The 20,585-nt window shown below is 71.0% G+C and carries 17 protein-coding genes and 1 pseudogene; 6 read left to right on the forward strand and 12 right to left on the reverse strand.

All coding sequences use genetic code 11. The features are described 5' to 3' along the window. Positions 1-37 precede the first annotated feature (37 nt). The gene (locus ACFQ7F_RS13470) at positions 38-598 is read left to right on the forward strand and encodes a DUF2165 domain-containing protein (protein WP_383269959.1); all 561 of its coding nucleotides are present in this window, start codon (positions 38-40) and stop codon (positions 596-598) included. Positions 599-602: 4 nt separating this feature from the next. Here ACFQ7F_RS13470 and ACFQ7F_RS13475 read toward each other — a convergent pair whose 3' ends face one another. Next, positions 603-2,675 (reverse strand): HelD family protein, encoded by a 2,073-nt coding sequence (locus ACFQ7F_RS13475; protein ID WP_383269960.1) that lies wholly within the window; start codon positions 2,673-2,675, stop codon positions 603-605. Positions 2,676-3,117: 442 nt separating this feature from the next. Between ACFQ7F_RS13475 and ACFQ7F_RS13480 the strand changes: the two are divergent. Next, a pseudogene (locus ACFQ7F_RS13480) lies at positions 3,118-4,338 on the forward strand (glycosyltransferase 87 family protein); the annotation flags it as partial. Here ACFQ7F_RS13480 and ACFQ7F_RS13485 read toward each other — a convergent pair. Next, complete coding sequence (locus tag ACFQ7F_RS13485; RefSeq protein WP_383269961.1) at positions 4,244-5,887, reverse strand: DNA repair helicase XPB; 1,644 nt, start codon at positions 5,885-5,887, stop codon at positions 4,244-4,246. The pseudogene ACFQ7F_RS13480 and the gene ACFQ7F_RS13485 sit on opposite strands and share 95 nt — an antisense overlap. Positions 5,888-5,964: 77 nt before the next feature. Next, entirely contained in the window at positions 5,965-8,559 is a 2,595-nt protein-coding gene (locus ACFQ7F_RS13490; protein WP_383269962.1) for a helicase-associated domain-containing protein, read from the reverse strand. 177 nt (positions 8,560-8,736) lie between these two features. On the opposite strand from ACFQ7F_RS13490, the gene ACFQ7F_RS13495 reads away from it, so the two are divergent. Further along, positions 8,737-9,777 carry a hypothetical protein gene (locus tag ACFQ7F_RS13495; protein WP_383269964.1) on the forward strand — a complete coding sequence of 347 codons (1,041 nt, stop codon included), beginning with the start codon at positions 8,737-8,739 and terminating at the stop codon, positions 9,775-9,777. Positions 9,778-9,816: 39 nt separating this feature from the next. Here ACFQ7F_RS13495 and ACFQ7F_RS13500 read toward each other — a convergent pair whose 3' ends face one another. The 4 genes from ACFQ7F_RS13500 to ACFQ7F_RS13515 form a co-directional block, all read right to left on the reverse strand. Further along, positions 9,817-10,815, reverse strand: coding sequence for an ABC transporter substrate-binding protein (locus ACFQ7F_RS13500; protein ID WP_383269965.1), 999 nt, complete (start codon positions 10,813-10,815; stop codon positions 9,817-9,819). Then, entirely contained in the window at positions 10,812-11,669 is an 858-nt protein-coding gene (locus ACFQ7F_RS13505) for an ABC transporter ATP-binding protein (protein ID WP_383269967.1), read from the reverse strand. Before ACFQ7F_RS13505 ends, ACFQ7F_RS13500 begins: the two co-directional genes overlap by 4 nt. Beyond that, positions 11,666-12,655 (reverse strand): FecCD family ABC transporter permease, encoded by a 990-nt coding sequence (locus ACFQ7F_RS13510; protein ID WP_383269968.1) that lies wholly within the window; start codon positions 12,653-12,655, stop codon positions 11,666-11,668. Before ACFQ7F_RS13510 ends, ACFQ7F_RS13505 begins: the two co-directional genes overlap by 4 nt. Positions 12,656-12,798: 143 nt before the next feature. Next, positions 12,799-13,797 (reverse strand): FecCD family ABC transporter permease, encoded by a 999-nt coding sequence (locus ACFQ7F_RS13515; protein ID WP_383269969.1) that lies wholly within the window; start codon positions 13,795-13,797, stop codon positions 12,799-12,801. Between the two features lie 137 nt (positions 13,798-13,934). Here ACFQ7F_RS13515 and ACFQ7F_RS13520 point away from each other — a divergent pair, with 137 nt between their 5' ends. After that, positions 13,935-14,573: an HAD family hydrolase gene (locus tag ACFQ7F_RS13520; RefSeq protein WP_383269971.1), complete on the forward strand. Its 639-nt coding sequence runs from the start codon at positions 13,935-13,937 to the stop codon at positions 14,571-14,573. Here the strand turns inward: ACFQ7F_RS13520 and ACFQ7F_RS13525 are convergent. Further along, positions 14,570-14,821, reverse strand: a complete 252-nt coding sequence (locus ACFQ7F_RS13525) for a hypothetical protein (RefSeq protein ID WP_383269973.1) — start codon at positions 14,819-14,821, stop codon at positions 14,570-14,572. The two genes, ACFQ7F_RS13520 and ACFQ7F_RS13525, sit on opposite strands and share 4 nt — an antisense overlap. Before the next feature lie 171 nt (positions 14,822-14,992). Between ACFQ7F_RS13525 and ACFQ7F_RS13530 the strand changes: the two genes are divergently transcribed. Then, the gene (locus ACFQ7F_RS13530; RefSeq protein ID WP_383269975.1) at positions 14,993-15,376 is read left to right on the forward strand and encodes a cold-shock protein; all 384 of its coding nucleotides are present in this window, start codon (positions 14,993-14,995) and stop codon (positions 15,374-15,376) included. A gap of 68 nt (positions 15,377-15,444) precedes the next feature. On the opposite strand, the gene ACFQ7F_RS13535 is transcribed toward ACFQ7F_RS13530, so the two are convergent. From ACFQ7F_RS13535 to ACFQ7F_RS13550, 4 genes are all read right to left on the reverse strand, one after another. Beyond that, entirely contained in the window at positions 15,445-16,347 is a 903-nt protein-coding gene (locus tag ACFQ7F_RS13535) for a 1,4-dihydroxy-6-naphthoate synthase (protein WP_383269977.1), read from the reverse strand. Then, complete coding sequence (locus ACFQ7F_RS13540) at positions 16,340-17,038, reverse strand: futalosine hydrolase (protein WP_383269978.1); 699 nt, start codon at positions 17,036-17,038, stop codon at positions 16,340-16,342. The genes ACFQ7F_RS13535 and ACFQ7F_RS13540 overlap by 8 nt, the downstream gene beginning before the upstream one ends. Then, positions 17,008-17,517, reverse strand: a complete 510-nt coding sequence (locus ACFQ7F_RS13545) for a DUF2771 domain-containing protein (protein ID WP_383269979.1) — start codon at positions 17,515-17,517, stop codon at positions 17,008-17,010. The genes ACFQ7F_RS13540 and ACFQ7F_RS13545 overlap by 31 nt, the downstream gene beginning before the upstream one ends. A gap of 101 nt (positions 17,518-17,618) precedes the next feature. Beyond that, complete coding sequence (locus ACFQ7F_RS13550) at positions 17,619-19,022, reverse strand: MFS transporter (protein ID WP_383269986.1); 1,404 nt, start codon at positions 19,020-19,022, stop codon at positions 17,619-17,621. A 415-nt stretch (positions 19,023-19,437) separates the two neighbouring features. Here ACFQ7F_RS13550 and ACFQ7F_RS13555 point away from each other — a divergent pair, with 415 nt between their 5' ends. Beyond that, on the forward strand, positions 19,438-20,376 hold the full coding sequence (locus tag ACFQ7F_RS13555; protein WP_383269980.1) for a DUF3027 domain-containing protein: 939 nt from the start codon (positions 19,438-19,440) through the stop codon (positions 20,374-20,376). The last annotated feature ends 209 nt before the right edge of the window (positions 20,377-20,585 follow it).

The raw sequence follows: 20,585 nt of genomic DNA on the forward strand, positions 1-20,585 counted from the left end.
AAAGGTCGGACAAAGGTCGGACAAAGAGGGGGACTTCATGCCGACACCAGCGAACAAGACGCGCCCAGCGGACCGGATACTCGCGGCCGGGACACTGCCCGTGGCCGCGATGCTGCTCACCGGGACCGTGGCGCTCTACATCGCACTCGTCGCGTTCGGGAACATCACCGACTTCGACAGCAACCAGCAGTTCGTGCGCCATGTCCTGGCGATGGACACCACCTTCAAGGACGACGACCTGATGTGGCGCGCCATCGGGTCCACCGCGCTCCAGGACGCCGCGTACGTCGGGATCATCGTCTGGGAGACCCTGGCCGCACTGGTCCTCCTCACGTCGACGGTCCTGTGGGCCGGTGCCCTGCGCCGCCCTCAGGGGCTGCGCAGAGCCCGAAGGACGGGCACGATCGGTCTGCTGATGATCCTCGTCCTTTTCGGGGTGGGATTCATCGGGATCGGCGGCGAATGGTTCGCCATGTGGCAGTCGGAGGACTGGAACGGCCTGGACGCGGCCACACGGATCGTGACGCTCGCGGGCCTCGTGCTCGTCGTCACGCACCTGCCGTCCGCCGGCGCCCCGGCGGCGGACGAAGGGCCCTAGGGCACTAGCGGGTGAGCTGCTCCGGCAGTTCGGCCGCGTGGATGACGGTGAGCCCCGAGACGGCGCGGGTCAGGGCGACGTAAAGCCGCCTCAGGCCCGTCCGCTCGTCGGGCTCGCCGTCGACTACGGCGGCGGGTTCGTCGAGGACCACGTAGTCGTACTCAAGTCCCTTGGCGAGGGACGCGGGCACGAGTGTGAGCCGGGTGTCGGGGGTGGTCTCGTCGCCGGGTGAGAGGTACGTCATCCCGGCGGCGTCGAGAGCTTCGGCGAGCGCGGGGATGCGGGCATCGGCCGCGATGAGCCCGATGGACCCCTCCTGGCGCAGCGAATCGACGCAGGCTTCGAGGGAAGCGGCGTCGAGGGAAGCCGCCTGGAGGGAATCGGCTTCGAGGTCCTCCACGCGGCGCACCACCAGCGAACCGGCCGACTCACGAACGGACTTGACCTCGGCGAGACCGGGCGCGATGGAGGGAAGCAGCCGCGAGGCGAACGCGATGACCTCCCGGGGCACACGGAAGCCCGCGGTGAGCTCCTCCACCACGGCATCGCCCTTCCCCAGATGGCCCAGGGCCTGTTCCCAACTCCGCGTGGCCCAGGGGGTGGTGCCCTGTGCGAGGTCGCCGAGGACGGTGGCGGAACCGGTGGTGCAGCGGCGGCCCACCGCCCGGTATTGCATGGGGGAGAGGTCCTGTGCCTCATCGAGTACGACATGCCCGAGGGAGTGCGTCCGGGCGACGAGGTCACTCGCCTCGTCGATCAACACGGCGTCGGCGGCGGACCACTTGGCGGCCTTGACGCCGCGCACGGGCTTCGCCCAGAGGATGAGCTTCTGCTCGTCGGGGTCGAGGATCCCCTCCGCGTGCTCGGCGAGGAATTCGGCGTCGGAGAGCAGCCGCAGCACGAGCTTGGCGGGATCGACGGGCGGCCAGACGGCCTTGACGGCGGCCTTCACCGCGGGGTTGCGGGCCACGGCGTCCTGTACGCGGTCGTCCGGGGCCTCGCCCGACCGCTCCATCTGTACGAGCACGGCGTGCGCGATGCGCTGCGGCAGGGCGTCGCGGGCGGCTCCGTACCGGATGTCGCGGGCAAGCAACTCGCCCACGAGCTCTTCGAGTTCATACGCGGGAATGCGCCATCGCCGCGAGCCGCGCACCACCATGATGGGCTCGCTCGGCGTACTCACATGGGAACGCAGGGCCTTCCGCAGCACCTCGGCCATACGGGCGTCGCCCTTGATGACGGCGGCGGCCGCCTCGTCGACGCCCCGCACCTCGACATGGGCGACGAGGTCATCGACGGTGGCCTGCTTGACCTCCAACTCTCCCAAGGCGGGCAGAACTTGCTCGATGTAATGGAGGAAGGACTTGTTGGGGCCGATGACCAGGGTGCCGGTCCTGGCGAGGCGCTCCCGGTGGGCGTACAGGAGATAGGCGACACGGTGCAGGCCGACGGCGGTCTTGCCGGTCCCGGGGCCGCCCTGCACGCAGACGGATCCGCCGAGATCGCTCCGTACGATCTCGTCCTGCTCGGGCTGGATCGTGGCGACGATGTCGCGCATGGGGCCGACGCGGGGCCTCTCGATCTCCTGCTGGAGCAGCTTGCTGGTCCGCTCGACCTCGTCGGCGTCGCTGAGGCGCTCGTCCTCGTACGCGGTGAGGTCGCCGCCGGTGTATCCGAACCGCCGCCGCAGGGCGATGTCCATCGGCGTCTTCTTGGAGGCCCGGTAGAAGGGCTGCGAGACGGGGGCGCGCCAGTCGATGACCATCGGATCGCCGTCGGCGTCGTGGACGTGCCGTCGGCCGATGTAGAACTGCTCGCCCTCGGCGCCTTCCGCCTGCTCGGCGCCGGGGGCGTGGAGGTAGTCGAGGCGGCCGAAGAAGAGGGGGGTGTGGGAGAGGTCGGCGAGGGACTTGATCCGCTCGTCGATCTGGCTCTGCAGGACGGCGGCGTTCACCCAGTTCGCGGTGACGTCGCGGATGTCGAGTGCCTCGGCGTCCGCGCGCATGGCTCTCAGGGCCGAGCGGGATGCGGCGAGGTGGGTCTGCTCGTGGGAGAGGGGGTTGGGGTGGGCCTGCACGGTTGCCTCCGGCCGGGGTGCGGGATCTGTGCCGGCCGGTTTCCGTCCGGTCGGCGACCGCGTTCCACGCGGGCAGACCGGGCATCTTATGCCCCCCTTGCGTGGCGGGGCCACCGAATTTCCCCCCGGGGCGGGGAGGTTGCCCCGCGTCTCACCTTGCCGAACGGGCCTCTCCCACCCACCCGCCCGATCACCCCGCATCACGCCTCGACGAACAAGCTTTCCCGCCTACCCGCCCGATTGCCCCGCATCAGCGAACGATTGGGTGCAGTCGGCATTGAGACGTGAGGGGGTGTGTCGGTATTTCCGCCCGGAGCACGGTTCGCGGCACTCCGGGGCCGAAGCAGTCGAACGCCCACCGGCGGATGGCGAGGACGGACATACCGGCGCGGCCCCGCCCCCCCAAGGCGAGCGACCTCCGACGTCCACTAAAGTCGCCGCCGTGAAGCAACCCAGGGTGAGCAAGACGTCACGTTACGTCAGGGCCCCCGCGCCAGCAACCGCCGCCCTTCTCCTCGCACTCTCCCTCGCCACCCTGGCCACCCTCTGCGCAGCCCAGCACATCCCCATGGCCGACACCCTCGTCTACCGGGCCGAAGGCGCCGCCGTGGCCAACGGGGGTGATCTCTACGGGTTCACCGTCACCGAGTGGGACCTCCCCGCCACGTACCCCCCGTTCGCCGCCATCCTCTTCGTACCGACCACCTGGCTCCCCCTCCCCGCCCTCAAGCTCGCCTTCATCGCGGGGAACATCGCCCTCCTCGCCCTCCTGATCCACCTCTCCTGCCGCCTCGCCGACCTCCCCACGCGCCTCGCCCCCCTCCTCGCGGGCACCGCCCTCGCCCTCTGGCTCGAACCCGTCTTCCAGACCATCGTCTTCGGGCAGATCAATCTCGCCCTCGCCTGTCTGATCCTCTGGGATCTGACCAGACCCCCCGGCGCCGTGGGCAAGGGCTTCGCCATCGGTGTCGCCGCCGGTATCAAGCTCACCCCGGCGGTCTTCATCGCGTACCTCTTCCTCACCGGGCGCGTACGCGAAGGGCTGACCGCCACCGCCGCCCTCACCGGAACCGTCGCCCTCGGCGTGCTCACACTCCCCGCCGCCAGCGTCGACTTCTGGACGCACCGGATCTTCGAGACGGGCCGCGTCGGCAAGGCGTGGATCGTCGACAACCAGTCGCTTCAGGGGATCATCGCCCGCGTGGCGCACGACCCGCATCCGGGGCTCGTGTGGGGTGTTCCCGCCGTTCTCGTCGCCGCCGCCGGCCTGTATCTGGCACGCCGCACCCCCAGCGAACCCCGCGCCGTCCTCCTGACGGCAGCCACCGCGCTGCTCGTCTCGCCCATCAGCTGGTCCCACCACTGGATCTGGTGCGTACCGCTCCTGACCCTGCTCATGGCGGAGGGCCGCCCCCGCCTGACCGCGGCGGTGGCGACCCTCTTCATGGCCCGCACCCTGTGGCTGATCCCGCACCAGGGCGACCTCGACCTGCGGCTGCCTCTCTGGCAGCAGCCGCCGGCCTCGCCCTACCCCCTGCTGGCCCTCGCGCTAGCGACAGCCGCGGCCCTCAGTTGTCGGCAAGCAGTTCATCCGCGTCCACGATCCGGTACGCGTACCCCTGCTCGGCGAGGAACCGCTGCCGGTGCGCCGCGAAGTCCTGGTCGATCGTGTCCCGAGCCACGACGGAGTAGAAGCGGGCCTCGTGACCGTCAGCCTTCGGACGCAGCACACGACCGAGCCGCTGTGCCTCCTCCTGCCGGGAGCCGAACGTCCCCGACACCTGGATCGCGACCGTAGCCTCGGGCAGGTCGATCGAGAAGTTCGCGACCTTCGAGACGACGAGAACGGAGATCTCGCCCTCCCGGAACGCGCCGAACAGCTTCTCGCGCTGCGCGTTCGTCGTCTCGCCCTTGATGACAGGGGCGTCCAGATGCTCGCCCAGCTCGTCCAGCTGGTCGATGTACTGGCCGATGACCAGGGTCTGCTCACCGGCGTGTTTCTTGACCAGCGCTTCCGTCACCTTTCGCTTCGTCGCCGTCGTGGCGCAGAAGCGGTACTTCTCCTCGGCCTCGGCCGTCGCGTACGCGAGCCGCTCCGAGTCCGTCAGGTTGACCCGTACCTCGACACAGTCCGCGGGCGCGATGTACCCCTGCGCCTCGATCTCCTTCCACGGAGCGTCGAACCGCTTCGGCCCGATCAGCGAGAACACGTCCGACTCGCGGCCGTCCTCCCTGACCAGCGTGGCCGTCAGGCCGAGGCGACGACGTGCCTGGAGGTCGGCGGTGAACTTGAAGACGGGGGCGGGGAGCAGGTGCACCTCGTCGTAGATGACCAGGCCCCAGTCCCGGGAGTCGAAAAGCTCGAGGTGCGGGTAGACGCCCTTACGCTTCGTCGTCAGGACCTGGTACGTGGCGATGGTGACCGGGCGGATCTCCTTGCGCGTACCGCTGTACTCGCCGATCTCCTCCTCGGTCAACGAGGTCCGCTTGATCAGCTCGTGCTTCCACTGCCGCGCGGAGACCGTGTTGGTGACAAGGATCAGCGTGGTCGCCTTGGCCTCGGCCATGGCACCGGCCCCGACCAGCGTCTTTCCCGCGCCACAGGGCAGTACGACCACGCCGCTGCCGCCGTGCCAGAACCCCTCGACCGCCTGCTTCTGATACGGCCGCAGCGACCAGCCGTCCTCCGCGAGCTCGATCCGGTGCGCCTCGCCGTCGACGTACCCGGCGAGGTCCTCGGCGGGCCAGCCCAGCTTCAGGAGGGTCTGCTTGACCTGCCCGCGCTCGGACGGGTGGACGACGACGGTGTCCGCGTCCACCCGCTCCCCGACGAGCGGCTGCACCTTCTTGGACCGCAGGATCTCTTCCAGGACCGGCCGGTCGGTGGTGGTCAGGACAAGACCGTGCACGGGGTGCTTCGACAGCGTGAGACGGCCGTAGCGGGCCATCGTCTCCGCGATGTCGACGAGCAGTGCGTGCGGCACGGGGTAGCGGGAGAACTCCACCAACGCGTCCACGACCTGCTCGGCGTCGTGCCCCGCCGCACGGGCGTTCCACAGGCCCAGCGGCGTCACGCGGTAGGTGTGGATGTGCTCGGGAGCACGCTCCAGCTCCGCGAAGGGGGCGATGACACGGCGGCAGGCGTCGGCCTGCTCGTGGTCGACCTCGAGCAGGAGAGTCTTGTCCGACTGGACGATCAGGGGACCATTCACGCGCGCACCCTTTCGGTAAGCCAAACGTCCAGTGTGCCGCATGGCGCGCGAATACGTTCCTGCCTCAGTAGCCGGGCTCAGTCGTCAGCCAGTTCCGCGACCCCCGTGACGCGGTGCAGGGGATACGTCCTGACCTCGTCCGCCGTGTGGTCGTACGCCGTCACGAAGCCGCCCTCCACCCGGATCGGGGCGATCACGCGCTGGCTGGCGGAGCCCTCGGCGTTCACGTAGCCGATCCAGACCGCCTCGTTGGTCAGGACCGCGGCCTGCATCGTGGCGAGGGTCTCAGCCGCCGTCGTGCGGGGCAGCGCGTCGCCCGCCTCGGGGGTCGCCTTGCGGGGGGCGGTCGATGCCAGGTCGCCCGCGCGGATGGCGCGTACGGCCGCGCCGGTCAGGGTGGAGTCGGCGAGCGGCGGGCCGTCGTGGACCGGCTCGGGCGGGGTGCGGGGCGGCGAGCGGTGGGCGTGCGCCCGCGTGATCAGTACGTCTCCCTCGGCGCTCTCCGCTGCGGGCGCGAAGCCCATCCCGCGCAGGCCTTCGAGGAGCGCACCGGGGTCGGCCTGGGCGGCGAGCACGGTCGGCGCGAGACGGCGCAGGCGCAGGCCCTGGGAGCGCTTGTCGACGAGGATCTCGTTCAGGAGCGCCTCGTCGTCGCAGCGGACGTACGCGGATGCGGCGCCGATCCGCAGGTGGCCGTGCTTACGGGCGACGTCGTCGATGAGGTACGCGAGGGGCTGCGGAACCGGCGTGCGGGAGTGCGCGGCGAGGAAGGCGTGCAGGTCGGACGCGGACTTCCCCGCGTCGAGTGCCCGCCGCACGGAGCCGGGCGTGAAGCGGTACACGGTCGCCCCGCCCTTCGACTCGACGTCGGCGAGCACGGAGAGGGTCTCGGCCAGGGGCCGATCGAGGGGGCCCGGGGCCACGGCCGTGAGGTCGGCCTGCAGAAGGACGTGGTCGAGCGGCTCGGGGAGCTGCGGCGCGAGGAGCCTGGCGGCGCGTGCGCCGTACGCGGCGAGTTCGGCGGGGGAGGGGTGGACGCCGCCCGCCTCCGCTCCTGCCTCTGCTGAACCCTCACCGCTCTCGGAGCCGAGCAGTGCCCGCCCGTGCGCGGACAGCGCCCCGCGCCCCGTGATGCCGAGCAACTCCGCCTCGTTCAGGGTCCATTGGGCGATCCGGGCCCGCAGTTCCATGGGCGCTCCGCCGGACGAGAGTCCGGAAGACACACCGCCCGCGGACGCGCCGCCCCCGGCCGATCCCCGCGGCGGTCGCTCCCACCGCAGGCGCGCAAGCACCGATCCGGGTGTCGGGCTCGCGCCGTCCGGCAGGGTGGTGAGGAGCGTGAGCACCCGGTGCCGGATCTCCGGCGCCGACGAGCGGTCCAGGTGCGGGCCGAGCGCCGACAGGGTGCGGTCCTTGCCGTCGCGGCCGCCGATCAGGCCCGACGTGCGGGTCGCCGTCAGCCAGGCCGTGGCGAGGACCGACCAGCGCTGGGCGGCGGGCAGCTCCTGCCAGTCGTCGTACGCGGGTGTCGCCGCGTACCGCTCTTCCGCATCGCCGTCGGATGCCACGAGACCGGCCGCGTAGGCAAGTTCGACCCAGAACGCCGCCACCGGCTCCGGTACGTCGAGGGCCACCGCCGTCCGTTTCAGGTCGCGCACGCTCAGGCCGCCCGCGCGAAGGACCGTGGGGCCGCCCTCGTCCCAGTCCTTCAGGAGCTCCTCGACGGTGTCGAGCGCCATGTACGCCTGGCTCGCCGCCGCCGCGTCCACAGCCTGTGGACGGTGTTCGCGCAGCGCCTCGACGGCCGGCGGCATCGGTTCGAGCACCCGGTGCGCGCGGCCCGCGCGCAGATGCAGGGCGGCCTCGCGGGAGAGGACGACCGTGCCGGGCGAGGTCGGGAGCAGCAGGCCGCGGTCCAGGAGCCAGCGCAGGTGGCGCGCCGGATCGGCGGTCACCTGGCCGTACGGCGGGCCCCAGACGAGCCGCGAGAGCACCTCGACGGACTCGGCGGGGGCCTCGTCGAGGAGCGCGGACATCCGCGTGCGGTCCGTGAAGAGTTCGGTGAGCGAGCGCACCGCGGAGACCGCGTCGTGGGTGGAGGGGAGCCCGGCCGCCGCCACGATGTCCTGCATACGGTTCGGCGACATGCCCGCGGTGGCCTCGGCGACGGTCGGGCCGAGACCGGTGGGCGAGGGGTACTGAGGGGCGGGGGCGAGGAGTTCGCGTGCGGTGCGGACCAGGCGGAGGCGGTCGTCGGCGCCCCAGATGAGGGCCTGCTCGCGGAGGGTGGCCAGGGCACGGCCGAGCGCCGCGTCCACGACGGCGCTGCTTCCCGCGCCCCCCGCGCCTCCCGTGCCCACTTCGCTTCCCCCGTCTCCCTCGTCTCCGGCGACGAGTGCGTGCAGCTCTTTGTACGTCGCGGGTTCCGGGGCCACGGCGAGCGCCTCGGCGACCTGCTGGGAGAACCGGTCGAGCCGTTCGAGGGCGCGGACCACGGAGGCGCGGGTGGCCGCGCGGGTGGCGAGCTGGGTGAGGTCGTTCGGGACCGGCGTGAGCAGATCGGGGCGGGCTCGGAGCAGCGCGCCGAGCGACGCGTCGTCACGGGAGCGGAGTGCCTCGGCGAGGGACCGGGGGGTGTCCGCTGGGCGCTGGGGCTGCTCGTCGGTGCTCATCACGCTCACCGTAGCGGGTCGGGTTGCGGTGTTGCTCCGGTTGCGGGGCGGGGCCGCGCCGGATGTCCGTACGGTCGCGTCGCGTCCCCCGGGCCCCGGTCTCCGGCGGACGCGATACCGTCGACCTACCGGGTACAACGGGCGGGTCTTCAACGGGGCCGCCCCGGAGGGGACTTCGTGGGGATCGAGAGCGATCAGCTCGTCTTCGACTATCTGAGCCGCGTCGGCGACCTGGCTCAGCAGCGCCAACTGCCGTCAGGCACCCGCATGCGTCTGGTCTCCGAGCTGCGGAACGAGATCGACCGGAGCCGGGCGAAGACCACGGCCGACAGCCCGGCAGCGATACGCCGCATCCTCGACCGCATCGGCAGCCCCGAGGACCTGGTCGAAGCTGCGGGCTCCGCCGTCCCCACCCAGCGCACCCAGCGCACCCAGGAACTGAAGGAACCGAAGGAACCGAACGAACCGCAGGAGCCGAAGGAACGCCCCAAGCGCCTGCGCCGCGTGGTTCCCCGCCCCCGCCCTGCGGCGGAGAAGCCGGAGCTGCCCGAGGAGGACCCCGGACCTTCGCCGCCGCACCTCGCGGGCACGGACGAGCTCGGTGAGAGCGGCTCCGAGCCCGACTGGTGGCGGACGGACAGCAGCCCGTTCGGCCTCGCCGACAGCGTGCCGGGCTTCACCGGCGGCGTAGAGATCCCGGAGATCCTCAAGCCCCCGCCGAAGAAGCGCCTCGAAAAGAAAGAGGCGGAGGAGGAAGAGGGGGAGGACGAGGAAGAGGAAGACGAAGAGGAGTGGGAGGAAGAGGACGAGCCCGCCGCCACGCGGCGCCGCCGCATCCGTATCCGCCGCCCCACGGCGGCAGCCGTGGCCCCGGCCGCACCCCGCTTCACCAACCCCCTCCTCATGCTCGCCGCGGCACTCCTCGTCGTCGGCGCCGTCCTCGGCAACTGGCTGGCCCTCGGCGGCGGCTGGCTCCTCGCCTACACCTCGCGCAGGCTGAGCCGCGCCGAGGCGAAGTGGGCCGTCATCGGTCTGCCGGTGCTCTCCTTGGCGGCCGGCATCACCTGGTTGTGGGGCAGGAGCGAACGCCGCTGGGGCGCTCCCATCGTCGACGGCCACATGAGCGACGCGATCGCCGAGACCGGGCCGTGGGTGGTACGCGGCGCGGCCGTCGCCTCCGCGCTCTACCTCTTGTGGAGATCGCAGCGGCGACAGTAATTACTGCTGCGACTACTACTACTACTACTGCTGCTGCAACTACTGCTGCGTGAGATCCGTCCGCATCTCGTCCAGGATCTTGTTCGCCGCCGTGTAACCGATGCCCTGGATCCACAGCTCGTCGTCGACGGTGTGGACGTGGCCCTTCCGCACCGCGTCCATGTTCTTCCACAGGCTGCTGCCGACGGTCTGCGACTGCTTGGCCTTCTTCGGGTCGCCGTACGTGGACCGGAAGATGACGTCCGCGTCGGCGAGGTCGATCTTCTCGGGCGACACGTCGTACGAGAAGCCGTCCTTGGCCTTGGCCGCGATGGCCGGACGGCCGAGACCCACGTCCTTGAGGAGCGTGGCGATGTACGTCCGCTCGCCGTAGATGCGGATGTCCGCGCCCTCCACGAAGCGGACGACGTTGACCTTCGTCGCCCCGGCCTTCTCCGGGCCGCCGACGGCAGCGGTGACTTTCCCGGCGTGCGCGTCGTAGTCGGCGACGACCTTCTTCGCCTCGGCCTTCTTGCCCAGCGCGTCGGCGTGCACCTGGAAGTTCTGCTTCCAGGGGTAGCCGGTGTTCTCCGTCATCACGGTCGGCGCGATCTGCTTGAGCTGGTCGTACTTCGCGGCGTGCCGGATCTTGCTGGTGAGGATGACGTCCGGCTTGAGGGCCGCGACGGCCTCCATGTTCGGGTTCAGCATCTCGCCGACGTCCTCGATGCCGCTGACCTTGTCCTTGGGCAGATAGCCGGGGAAGCCCGATGACGCCTCGACGTGCGTGGAGCCGACCGGCCGCACGCCCAGCGTGATCGCTGAGTCCAGCTCGGCCGTGTCGAGGACGACGACACGCTTGGGGGAGACAGGGACCTTCACGTCTCCCATGGCGGTCTTGACGACGCGCGTCCTGCCCGAGTCCGAGCCCGACCCCGAGCCGGAGCTGTCGGAGGAGTCCGACGAGCCGCAGGCGGAGAGCGCGAGCGCGCCGCCGAGGGTGAGGGCCCCCGCGGCGAGGGCACGGCGGCGATTCACTGAACTGGTCCTGGCGGTCATGGTTTGGGGGCCACCTTCCGGTCGGACGAGGGCTGCGGGCGCGATCGAGCGACCCACGGAGCCCCCGGGACGACCAGGGGCGACCCCGTCACCGGGTCCGGTACCACCACACACTCCAGACCGAACACCTCGCGCACGAGATCCTCGGTGACGACATCGGCGGGTGCGCCCTCGGCGACGATCCGGCCCGTCTTCATGGCGACGAGGTGATCGGCGTACCGGGCGGCCTGGTTGAGGTCGTGCAGGACCACGACCACGGTCCGCCCCCGCTCGCCCTCCTCGGTGGGCGCGGCCAACTGCCGCACCAGGTCGAGCACTTCCACCTGGTGCGCGATGTCCAGATACGTCGTCGGCTCGTCCAGGAGCAGGATGTCCGTCTCCTGCGCGATGGCCATCGCGATCCACACCCGCTGGCGCTGACCGCCCGAGAGTTCGTCCACGGACCGTTCGGCGAGCGCGGCGACGTCGGTACGTTCCATCGCCTCCGTCACAGCCCGCTCGTCCTCGTCGGACCACTGCTGCCACCAGTGCTGATGCGGCTGGCGTCCGCGCGCGACGAGGTCGGCGACGGTGATCGCCTCGGGCGCGACCGGCGTCTGCGGGAGCAGCCCGACCTGCTGGGCGATCTTCTTGGTCGGCAACTTGGCGAGCGCGTCGCCGTCGAGCAGGACCGCGCCGCTCTTGGGCTTGAGGAGGCGGCCGAGGGCGCGCAGGGTCGTCGACTTCCCGCAGGCGTTGGGGCCGACGATGACGGTGACCTTGCCGTCGGGCACCGCGAGGTCGAGCTCGTGCACGACTTCGCGGTCCTCGTAGGCGAGGGTCAGCTCGCGGGCGCTGAGGCGGGCGGCGGTCACGAGGTGCCTCCATTGCGTACGGAACGGCTGCCGGGCCGGGCGCCGTGGCTTCGGACGATCAGCCAGATCAGGTACGGGGCTCCGACGGCCGCCGTGAGAACCCCGACCGGCAGCTCGGTCGGCGAGAAGAGGCGGCGGGCGAGCAGGTCCGCGACGACCATGATCAGCGAACCGAGCAGCGCCGAGCAGAGCAGCGGGATCTGTGCGGTACGGGTGATCCTGCGGGCGATCTGCGGGGCGAGCAGCGCCACGAAGTCGACGGGCCCCGCGGCGCCGGTCGCCACGGAGGCGAGGACGACGCCGAGCAGGACGAGACCGAGACGTACGTGCCCAAGGCGCACCCCGAGCGCGGTCGCCGTGTCGTCGTCCATGGTCACCGAGCGCTGGGTGCGGGCGGCCCAGAACACGAACGGGAGCAGGACGAGCAGGGTCAGGGAGAGCGGCCCGGCCTCCGCCCAGCCGCGGCCGTTGAGCGAGCCCGTCATCCAGATCTGCGCCTGCTGGGCGACGAGATAGTCGCCCTTGGTCATGAAGAGCGTGGTGATGGACCGCAGGGCGATCGCGAAGCCGATGCCGATGAGCACGAAGCGGGTGGCGTGCAGGCCGCCGCGCCAGGCGAAGACGTACACGAGAGCGGCGGCGGCGATACCGCCGAGCACCGAGAGGTAGGGCAGGACGCTGGCCGAGGTGACCCCGAGGGTCATCGCACCCACGGTCAGGGCGCTCGCACCCTGGCTGATGCCGATGATGTCGGGACTGGCCAGCGGGTTGCGGGCGACGGTCTGGATGAGGCCGCCCGCGACGCCGAAGGCGGCGCCGACGAGGAGACCGACGACCAGGCGGGGTTCGCGCAGCGTTCCCACGACCAGCTCGTCGGGTGACGGCTGCCCCGTCAGGACCTTCAGGACTTCACCGGGCGGGACGAAGGCTTCGCCGACGCAGAGGTAGGCGAGGCAGGAGGCGGCAAGGAGCAGAGCGAGGCTCACCGCTGCTACCGCCGCCCGGCGGTGCAGCAGGAAGGCAACCCGGCGAACCCGAAGCACGGTGTACCCGGCGGGCTTGATGCGGCGAGTCGGGTGGGTGGGTGGGAGACCTCCGCCGCGAAGCGGCGGTTCAGAGGCAACGGACATCACGCGGCAACCGCCTTCCGGCGCACCAGGGTGACAAGGAACGGCACCCCGATGAGCGCGGTCATCACCCCGGCAGGCACCTCACTGGGCGGAAAGATGACCCGCCCCACGGTGTCGGAGACGAGCAGCATCACAGGCCCAAGGACAGCGGCCAGAGGAAGCACCCAGCGATGATCACTGCCCACGATCGCGCGAGCGATATGCGGGACCGCGAGCCCGATGAATGCGATGGGCCCGGCGGCGGCGACGCCCGCCCCCGTGAGCACGGTCGCCCCGAGCCCCCCGACGATCCGCACGGTCGCGACCTTCTGCCCGAGCCCCTTGGCCACGTCCTCGCCGAGGGCGAGCGCATCGAGCCCCCGGGCCACGGACAGCACAAGAATCAGCCCCACGAGCAGGAACGGCCAGATCTGCCCGACGATCTCCGCATCGCGCCCGGAGAGCGAGCCCACCTGCCAGAAGCGGAACTCGTCCAGGGCCGATGCCTTGGTGGTGAGGACCGCGGTGGTCAGGGACACCAGGAGCGCGTTGATCGCGGCGCCGCCCAGGGCGAGCTTCACGGGGGTCGCCCCGCCCCGCCCGCTCGCGGCGATCGCGTACACCGCGACGGACGCGATGCCCGCGCCGACGAAGGCGTACCAGACGTACCCGGTCAGGGTGTGCACCCCCGCGAACGCGATGGCCATGACCACGCCCACCGACGCGCCCTGGCTGACGCCGAGGATGCCGGGGTCGGCGATGGGGTTGCGGGTGATGCCCTGCAGGACCGTGCCGGCGAGGGCGAGCGCGGCGCCGACCATCAGGCCGATGAGCGTGCGCGGCACCCGCATCTCGCGGATGACCTCGGCGGCGTCGCTGTGCCCGCCGTGCAGGAGTGCGTCGATGACGGCGGACGGCGCGATCGCGCGGGCGCCGACGGAGAGGCTGAACAGGACCGCGAGCAGCAGGGCCACGACGGCCGCCGTCATCGCGACAGCGCGTCTGGCTGGCACACGCATCGGCTGAGCTCGTTTCGGTTCAGTAGGGCTGAGCGGGCGCAGTAAGAAGCAGGAGAAGGCGCGGTAAGGCTTGGCTAAGTCTAAGGGGGCGCCCCTGGCCCCCGGCCCCGGCCGTCGGGCCTCTGCACAATGGCCATATGACCACCTCACGCGCTCTGACGGTCGGCTTCGACCTCGACATGACCCTGATCGACTCCCGGCCCGGCATCAGGGAGGCCTACCGGGCCCTGTCCGCCGAGACGGGAACGTACATAGACGCCGATCTCGCCATCACCCGGCTCGGCCCGCCCCTGGAGCAGGAGCTGCGCAACTGGTTCCCCGAGGAGCGGATCCAGGAGATGGGTGATCGCTACCGTGAGATCTATCCCACATACGCCATCGCCCCCACGCTCGCGATGCCCGGCGCCCGCGAGGCGGTCGCGGCCGTGCGCTCCCACGGCGGCCGGGCGATCGTGGTGACCGCCAAGCACGAGCCGAACGCGAAGCTCCACCTGGCGCACCTGGGCATCGAGGCGGACGCGGTGATCGGCTGGCTGTGGGCCGAGGCGAAGGCGGACGCGCTGCGCGAGTACGACGCGGCGGTGTACGTCGGTGACCACACCGGTGATGTACGCGGCGCGCGTACGGCGGGCGCGCTCTCCGTCGCGGTGGCGACCGGTCCGTGCGACGCAGCGGAACTGCGCGCGGCGGGCGCGGACGCCGTGCTCACCGACCTGACGGAGTTCCCGGCCTGGCTCGACGCGTACGTCGCGGGTGCCGGAGCCGACCGCCGCTAAGTGGCCGCCGATTTCGCCTGGCGGCGCTGGACGGCGATACCGCGCAGCACTCCCGCCACGGCGATGATGAATCCGACGCCCATCAGCATGCACACCGCGTATGCGATGGATGGGAAGGGGTCGGTGCCGAGGAACAGTGGGGCCACCGTGACCAGAGTGGCCACGGCTCCGACGAAGAAGACGATCGCTCCGGTACGGACCAGGCCATCGCCCGGTCCGGCGGAATTCGCTTGGGTTTTGTCACGCACCCGACCAGGGTAGTTCCCAGCCCGAAGGAAGAATCCGGGGACGTCTTGTCACCGGCCCCCGGACCAATATTCTTGGTTCCGGCGGGTCGGGCGACCCGCTGTAGTGCTATCCAGAGCCGTTTTCCGCGGCATAGACGCGTACGACGACAAGTACGAGGACGAGGACTTCACGTGCCTACCGGCAAGGTCAAGTGGTTCAACAGCGAGAAGGGCTTCGGCTTTCTCTCCCGCGATGACGGCGGCGACGTCTTCGTGCACTCCTCCGTACTGCCCGCAGGTGTCGACACACTCAAGCCCGGCCAGCGCGTCGAGTTCGGCGTAGTGGCGGGCCAGCGCGGTGACCAGGCACTGTCGGTGGCGATCCTCGACCCGACGCCGTCCGTGGCCGCCGCCCAGCGGCGCAAGCCCGACGAACTGGCGTCCATCGTCCAGGACTTGACGACGGTCCTGGAGAACATCACGCCGATGCTGGAGAAGGGGCGCTACCCCGACAAGGCGTCGGGCGCGAAGATCGCGGGCCTGCTGCGTGCGGTCGCCGACCAACTGGACGTGTAGACACCGGCCGCCGGACGTGTAGATACCGGCCGCCGGACGTGTGGATACCGGCCTAATTACCGGCCGAATTATCGGCTGAAGGAGAGTGCGTCGGGCGCGAGGGGCGGTACGAGTCCCTCCGCCGCCGCTCGCGTGAGGAGTCCGCGGATCGCCGCGTAGCCGTTCTCGCCCAGGTCGGCCGTGAACTCGTTCACGTACAGACCGATGTGCTGGTCGGCGACGGCCGGGTCCATCTCCTGCGCGTGCTCCTGCACATAGGGACGCGAGGCCTCGGGGTCGTCCCAGGCCATCCGCACCGACGTTCGCACGGTGTCCGCGAGCTGCCGCAGACGCTCTTCGCCGAGGGACCGCTTGGCGATGATCGCGCCGAGGGGGATGGGCAGGCCCGTCGTCTTCTCCCAGTGCTCGCCCATGTCGGCAAGGCAGTTGAGTCCGTAGTTCTGATAGGTGAAGCGCGCCTCGTGGATGACGAGCCCCGCGTCGACCTTGCCGTCCCGCACCGCGGGCATGATCTGGTCGAAGGGCAGCACCACGATCTCGCCCACGTCACCACCGGCCAGGGTGTCCGCGGCCCAGAGCCGGAACAGCAGGTACGCCGTCGACTTCTCGCTCGGCACCGCGACGGTCTTGCCGGTGAGGTCGACCCCGGCCTCCCGGGTGAGGACCAGCGGACCGCAGCCGCGTCCAAGGGCCCCGCCGCACGGCAGCAGGGCGTACTCGTCGAGGACCCAGGGCAGAACGGCGTACGACACCTTCAGCATGTCGAACTCGCCGCGCTCGGCCATGCCGTTGGTGATGTGGATGTCGGCGAACGTCACATCGACCGCGGGCGCGCCGGGCACCCGGCCGTGGGCCCAGGCGTCGAAGACGAACGTGTCGTTGGGGCAGGGCGAGTAAGCGATCTGCAAGGAGTCCAGATCCGGGTTCAGGTCCGAGTCCGGGTTCGCGTCCTGCGTGGGCGATTCAGTCATGCCGTTTCCAACTCTCCAGTACGGGCGCGAATTTCCCGAACGCGCCTCCCAGCGCGCCGAGGGCCTCGCCGATCCGCCAGGCTCCGCGGTCCCGCGGTCCGACGGCGTTGGAGATCGCGCGAATCTCCAGGACGGGCAGTGCGTACGCGGCGGCGGCCTCGGCGACGCCGAATCCCTCCATCGCCTCGGCGAGCGCCCGCGGATGGCGTCGCCGCAGCTCGGCGGCGCGCTCGGCGGAGCCGGTCACGGTGGAGACGGTCAGGACGGTGCCGGTGAGAGCGCCGCAGGCAGCGGCCATTTCCCGTACGAGGGAAAGGGGCGGCAGGTGGGTGACGGCACCGAACCCGAGTTCGGTTACGGGCAGGAAACCGTCGGGCGTCTCGGCACCCAGATCGGCCACGGTGATCTCTTCGGCGAGCACGAGGGAGCCGATGGCCGCGTCGGGCTTGAAGCCGCCGCCGATTCCGGCGGAGATCACGAGGTCGTACGGGCCGCGCGCGAGGGCTGCCGCGGTGTGCGCGGCGGCGGCCGCGGGGCCGACGCCGACAGCGACGGCGTCGGCGTGCGGAGGCAGCCGGTCAGCCACCGCGTCCCGTTCGGCGGGGACGGCGGTGGCCACCAGTACGCGAGGGGCGCGAGCGCCACCGGGGGAGGACGTGGTCAGGAGTCCTTCTTGAGCTTGAACGACCACAGGCCCGTCGCCTTGGCGGTCGAGCCCTTGCCGCCCTCGAGCAGGCTGACGGTGGTCGACTTGGAGCCGCCGCCGTACTGCTGGTTGAAGAAGACGCTGCCGGGGATGACGACGTACGTCTTCTTGCTGGCCTCGGTGAGCGGCTGACCGTTCATCAGGAGCGTCCAGCCCTTCTCGGCGACCTCGGGGTCGACGCCGAAGCGGACCTTCTCGTCGGGGTCGACCTTGATGGACTTGACGTCCGTGTCCTTGAGGCAGCCCTGCAGCTGGGACTGATCGAGCTCCTTGCCGTCGTTGTAGCAGGAGGCCTCGGTGTTCACCGAGTCGCTGCCGACCGTGACGGTGGCGAGGGGCGTCGGCTTGTCGCAGGCCGACAGGACGAGGAGTCCGGCGGAGACAGCGCCAATGGCGGCCACGGAACGGCGACGGCGCGCCGAGCTGTGAACGAGTGCGGCTCCGCCGCGGAGCAGGGAGGTCATGGGCGAAGGCTATCGGGCACCCCGTGCCGTCTCGCCACGTGGGGGTCGCGGCGTGCCGCCCCTCTTGATTTGTCGGGCTCACGCCACTCACGTTGCCGGACTCATGCCACTCGCGGCCGCCGCTTCCCGCCGTGCCGGGCCGCCGAGAGCAGGCCCCGCGCCGTCGACAGCCAGCCGATGGCGACGATCGCCGCGGCCACCGAAAGCCCCAGTGACCCGATCAGCGGCAGGGCCATGCCGATTCCGCCGCCCACCACCCACGCCACCTGAAGGATGGTCTCCGAACGGGCGAAGGCGGAGGTCCGCACCTCTTCCGGTACGTCCCGCTGGATCAGCGCGTCCAGGGACAGCTTCGACATGGCCTGCGCGAAGCCCGCCACCGCGCCCAGACAGGCGACGCCCACCGCTCCGAAGAACACCGCCGCGGTGATCGCCACGCCGAGGGCCACGCCGACGACGGTCACGATGATGACCTCGGGCGCCCGCGATCTCAGGCCCGCGCCGACAGCGGTGCCGAGCGCGTTGCCCGCTCCGGCCGCGACTCCCACTATCCCCAGGGACACGGCGGCGCTCTGGCCGCCGAGCGGTTCCTCGCGAAGCAGGAAGGCGAGGAAGAAGATGAGGAAGCCGGAGAGACAGCGCAGTGACGCGTTCGCGGTGAGGGCGTGCGTGACGGCGGGTCCGACCGTACGCAGGCCGAGGCGCCGCTTCTTGGACGTGTCCGTCGCGGCTTCGACACGGGCGTGCAGATGCAGATGCTCCTCGTCGGCCGCGAGCAGTGCCTTGTGCTCGCCCTTCGCCGAGTCGACCTTGGACGGCAGGGAGAGGGAAAGGAGCATCCCGACGATGAAGATGACGAAGGCGCCGTACAGCGGCCAGCGCGGCCCGAGCGCCTGTAGTCCCGCGCCGACGGGGGCCGCGATCCCCGTCGCGAGCAGCCCGCCGAGCGTGACTCTCGAATTGGCTTTGACCAGAGAGAAGCCTCTGGGCAGCAGCCGGGGCACCACGGCGCTCCGTACGACTCCGTACGCCTTGGACGCGACCAGGACACCGAGCGCGGCGGGATAGAGCTCCAGACTCCCGGTGATCACCGCTTCGGAGAGGAGCAGGGCGAGCAGGGCGCGGGCCAGCATCGCGGCGGCCATGGCGTAGCGGCGGCCGTGGGGGAGGCGGTCGAGGAGGGGGCCGATGACGGGGGCGAGGAGAGTGAAGGGCGCCATGGTGATGGCGAGATAGAGGGCGACACGGCCGCGGGCCTCGTCCGTCGGCACGGAGAAGAAGACGGTCGAGGCGAGCGCGATGGTGATCATCACGTCGCCCGCGCCGTTCACGGCGTGCAGTTCGATGAGCTTGCCGAGCCCCGACTCGCCCGCACCGTGCGCGTGCGTGGCCTTGCGGATACCGCGGGCCGTGCCGGTGAAGGGCAGGTGCAGGGCGCGACCGATCCAGCGGGCGGCCCGGTTGAGCACCGGGCGACGTCCGCTGCTCACTCCCTGGGACGACAACCGCGCGGCAGCCACCTCGTCATAGTGCCCCTTAAAGGCGTGTACTAGTGCGCATACGCTGTGGGGCAATCGGGCGGGGGATCGGAAATCCGCTGCGGGGCGGTTCTGGGCAATCGGGTGGGTGAGCGGGAAAACCGCCGCGAAGCGGCAACGAAGCGGCAACGACCTGGGGCCCCGATGCAGGGTGCGGGCACGCCGGTGTAGGCCCAGGGGCCAGGAGAAGGTAGCGTGCGTAGCGCGCCTGCGGCGGTTGTTCTTGGCCGCGCGCCTCTCGGTCATCCCGCAGAATGGATGACGTAGGTGCGCCCGAGGACGTTCGGGCGCGGACGTCGACGCGGCCCTCCGGTCCGCTCCGTCCGCACCCCCGCGTATGGGTGGCGCACTCGTGAGACGGCGTAATGGAGAAGCGATACCTGTGAGCGCAGCGACAACGCGAAGCCGTACCCCGCGTACCCCGCGTACTCCCGACCGCCTGTGCGCCGAGGCGGTGGGACTGGCCAGGGAAGCGGCCGAGGAGACCGCCGCACCCGGTGTGGTCGGTGAGCATGTGGAGGTCGTGGTCGAGGGCGACCGCGTCGTCACGCACCTGTTCGAGTGCAAGGACTTCGGCTACCGGGGCTGGCGCTGGGCGGTGACGGTGGCCCGCGCCTCGCGCGGCAAGATCGTCACGCTCGACGAGACGGTGCTGCTTCCTGGGCCCGACGCGCTCCTCGCCCCCGAGTGGGTGCCCTGGAGCGAGCGGCTCCGCCCCGGCGACATGGGTCCCGGGGACCTCCTTCCGACCGACGCCGAGGACCTGCGCCTCGAACCCGGATTCTCCGGCGAGGAGGAGCCGCCGCCGAACTCCGTGTTCTCGGAGGAGATGGCGGAGCTGGTCGAGGCGGAGGACGCCGAGATCACCGAGGGCCCGCCCGCCGAGCTGCCGTCGGCGCCCGCGCGTGGCTCGATCGCCGCGATCGCGGACGAGCTCGGTATGCGCAGGGCGCGCGTCCTTTCCCGCTACGGGCTGCATGCCGCGGCCGATCGCTGGGAGGAGTCGCACGGCGCGAAGACGGCGATGGCGCAGGCGGCGCCCGCATCGTGCGTCAGCTGTGGCTTCCTTGCCCCGATTGGCGGATCGCTCGGGCAGGCGTTCGGGGTGTGCGCGAATGAGTTCGGTCCTGCGGACGGGCATGTCGTGTCCCTCGCGTACGGCTGCGGGGGCCATTCGGAGGCGGCCGTGATGCCGACACCGACGCGGCCTGCCGCGCCGGTCCTGGACGAGACCCGGGTGGACGTCCTGCCCCTGCGGCCCGCGGCCGACTCGGGGTCGGTGACGTTGGTGGGGGCGGGGGAGGATCTCGGCCACTCCTGAGCTCCCGCTGGGGGTGGCGGAATGGGGGTGCCCCGGGGTGGGGCCGACCGCCTTTCCGCGCTTCGCGCGGGTTTTTCCCCACCCGCCAGCCCGATTGCCCGGCGATGTGGTGGTGCTGTGGGTGGGTTGGGGCTTGTTCTTCGGCTGCGACCCGGCGGTGGACGTCGGTGGTCGCCACCTACCGGTCCGCGCTTCGCGCGGGTTTTTCC

Source organism: Streptomyces sp. NPDC056486 (genome assembly GCF_042795295.1).
Classification (GTDB): domain Bacteria; phylum Actinomycetota; class Actinomycetes; order Streptomycetales; family Streptomycetaceae; genus Streptomyces.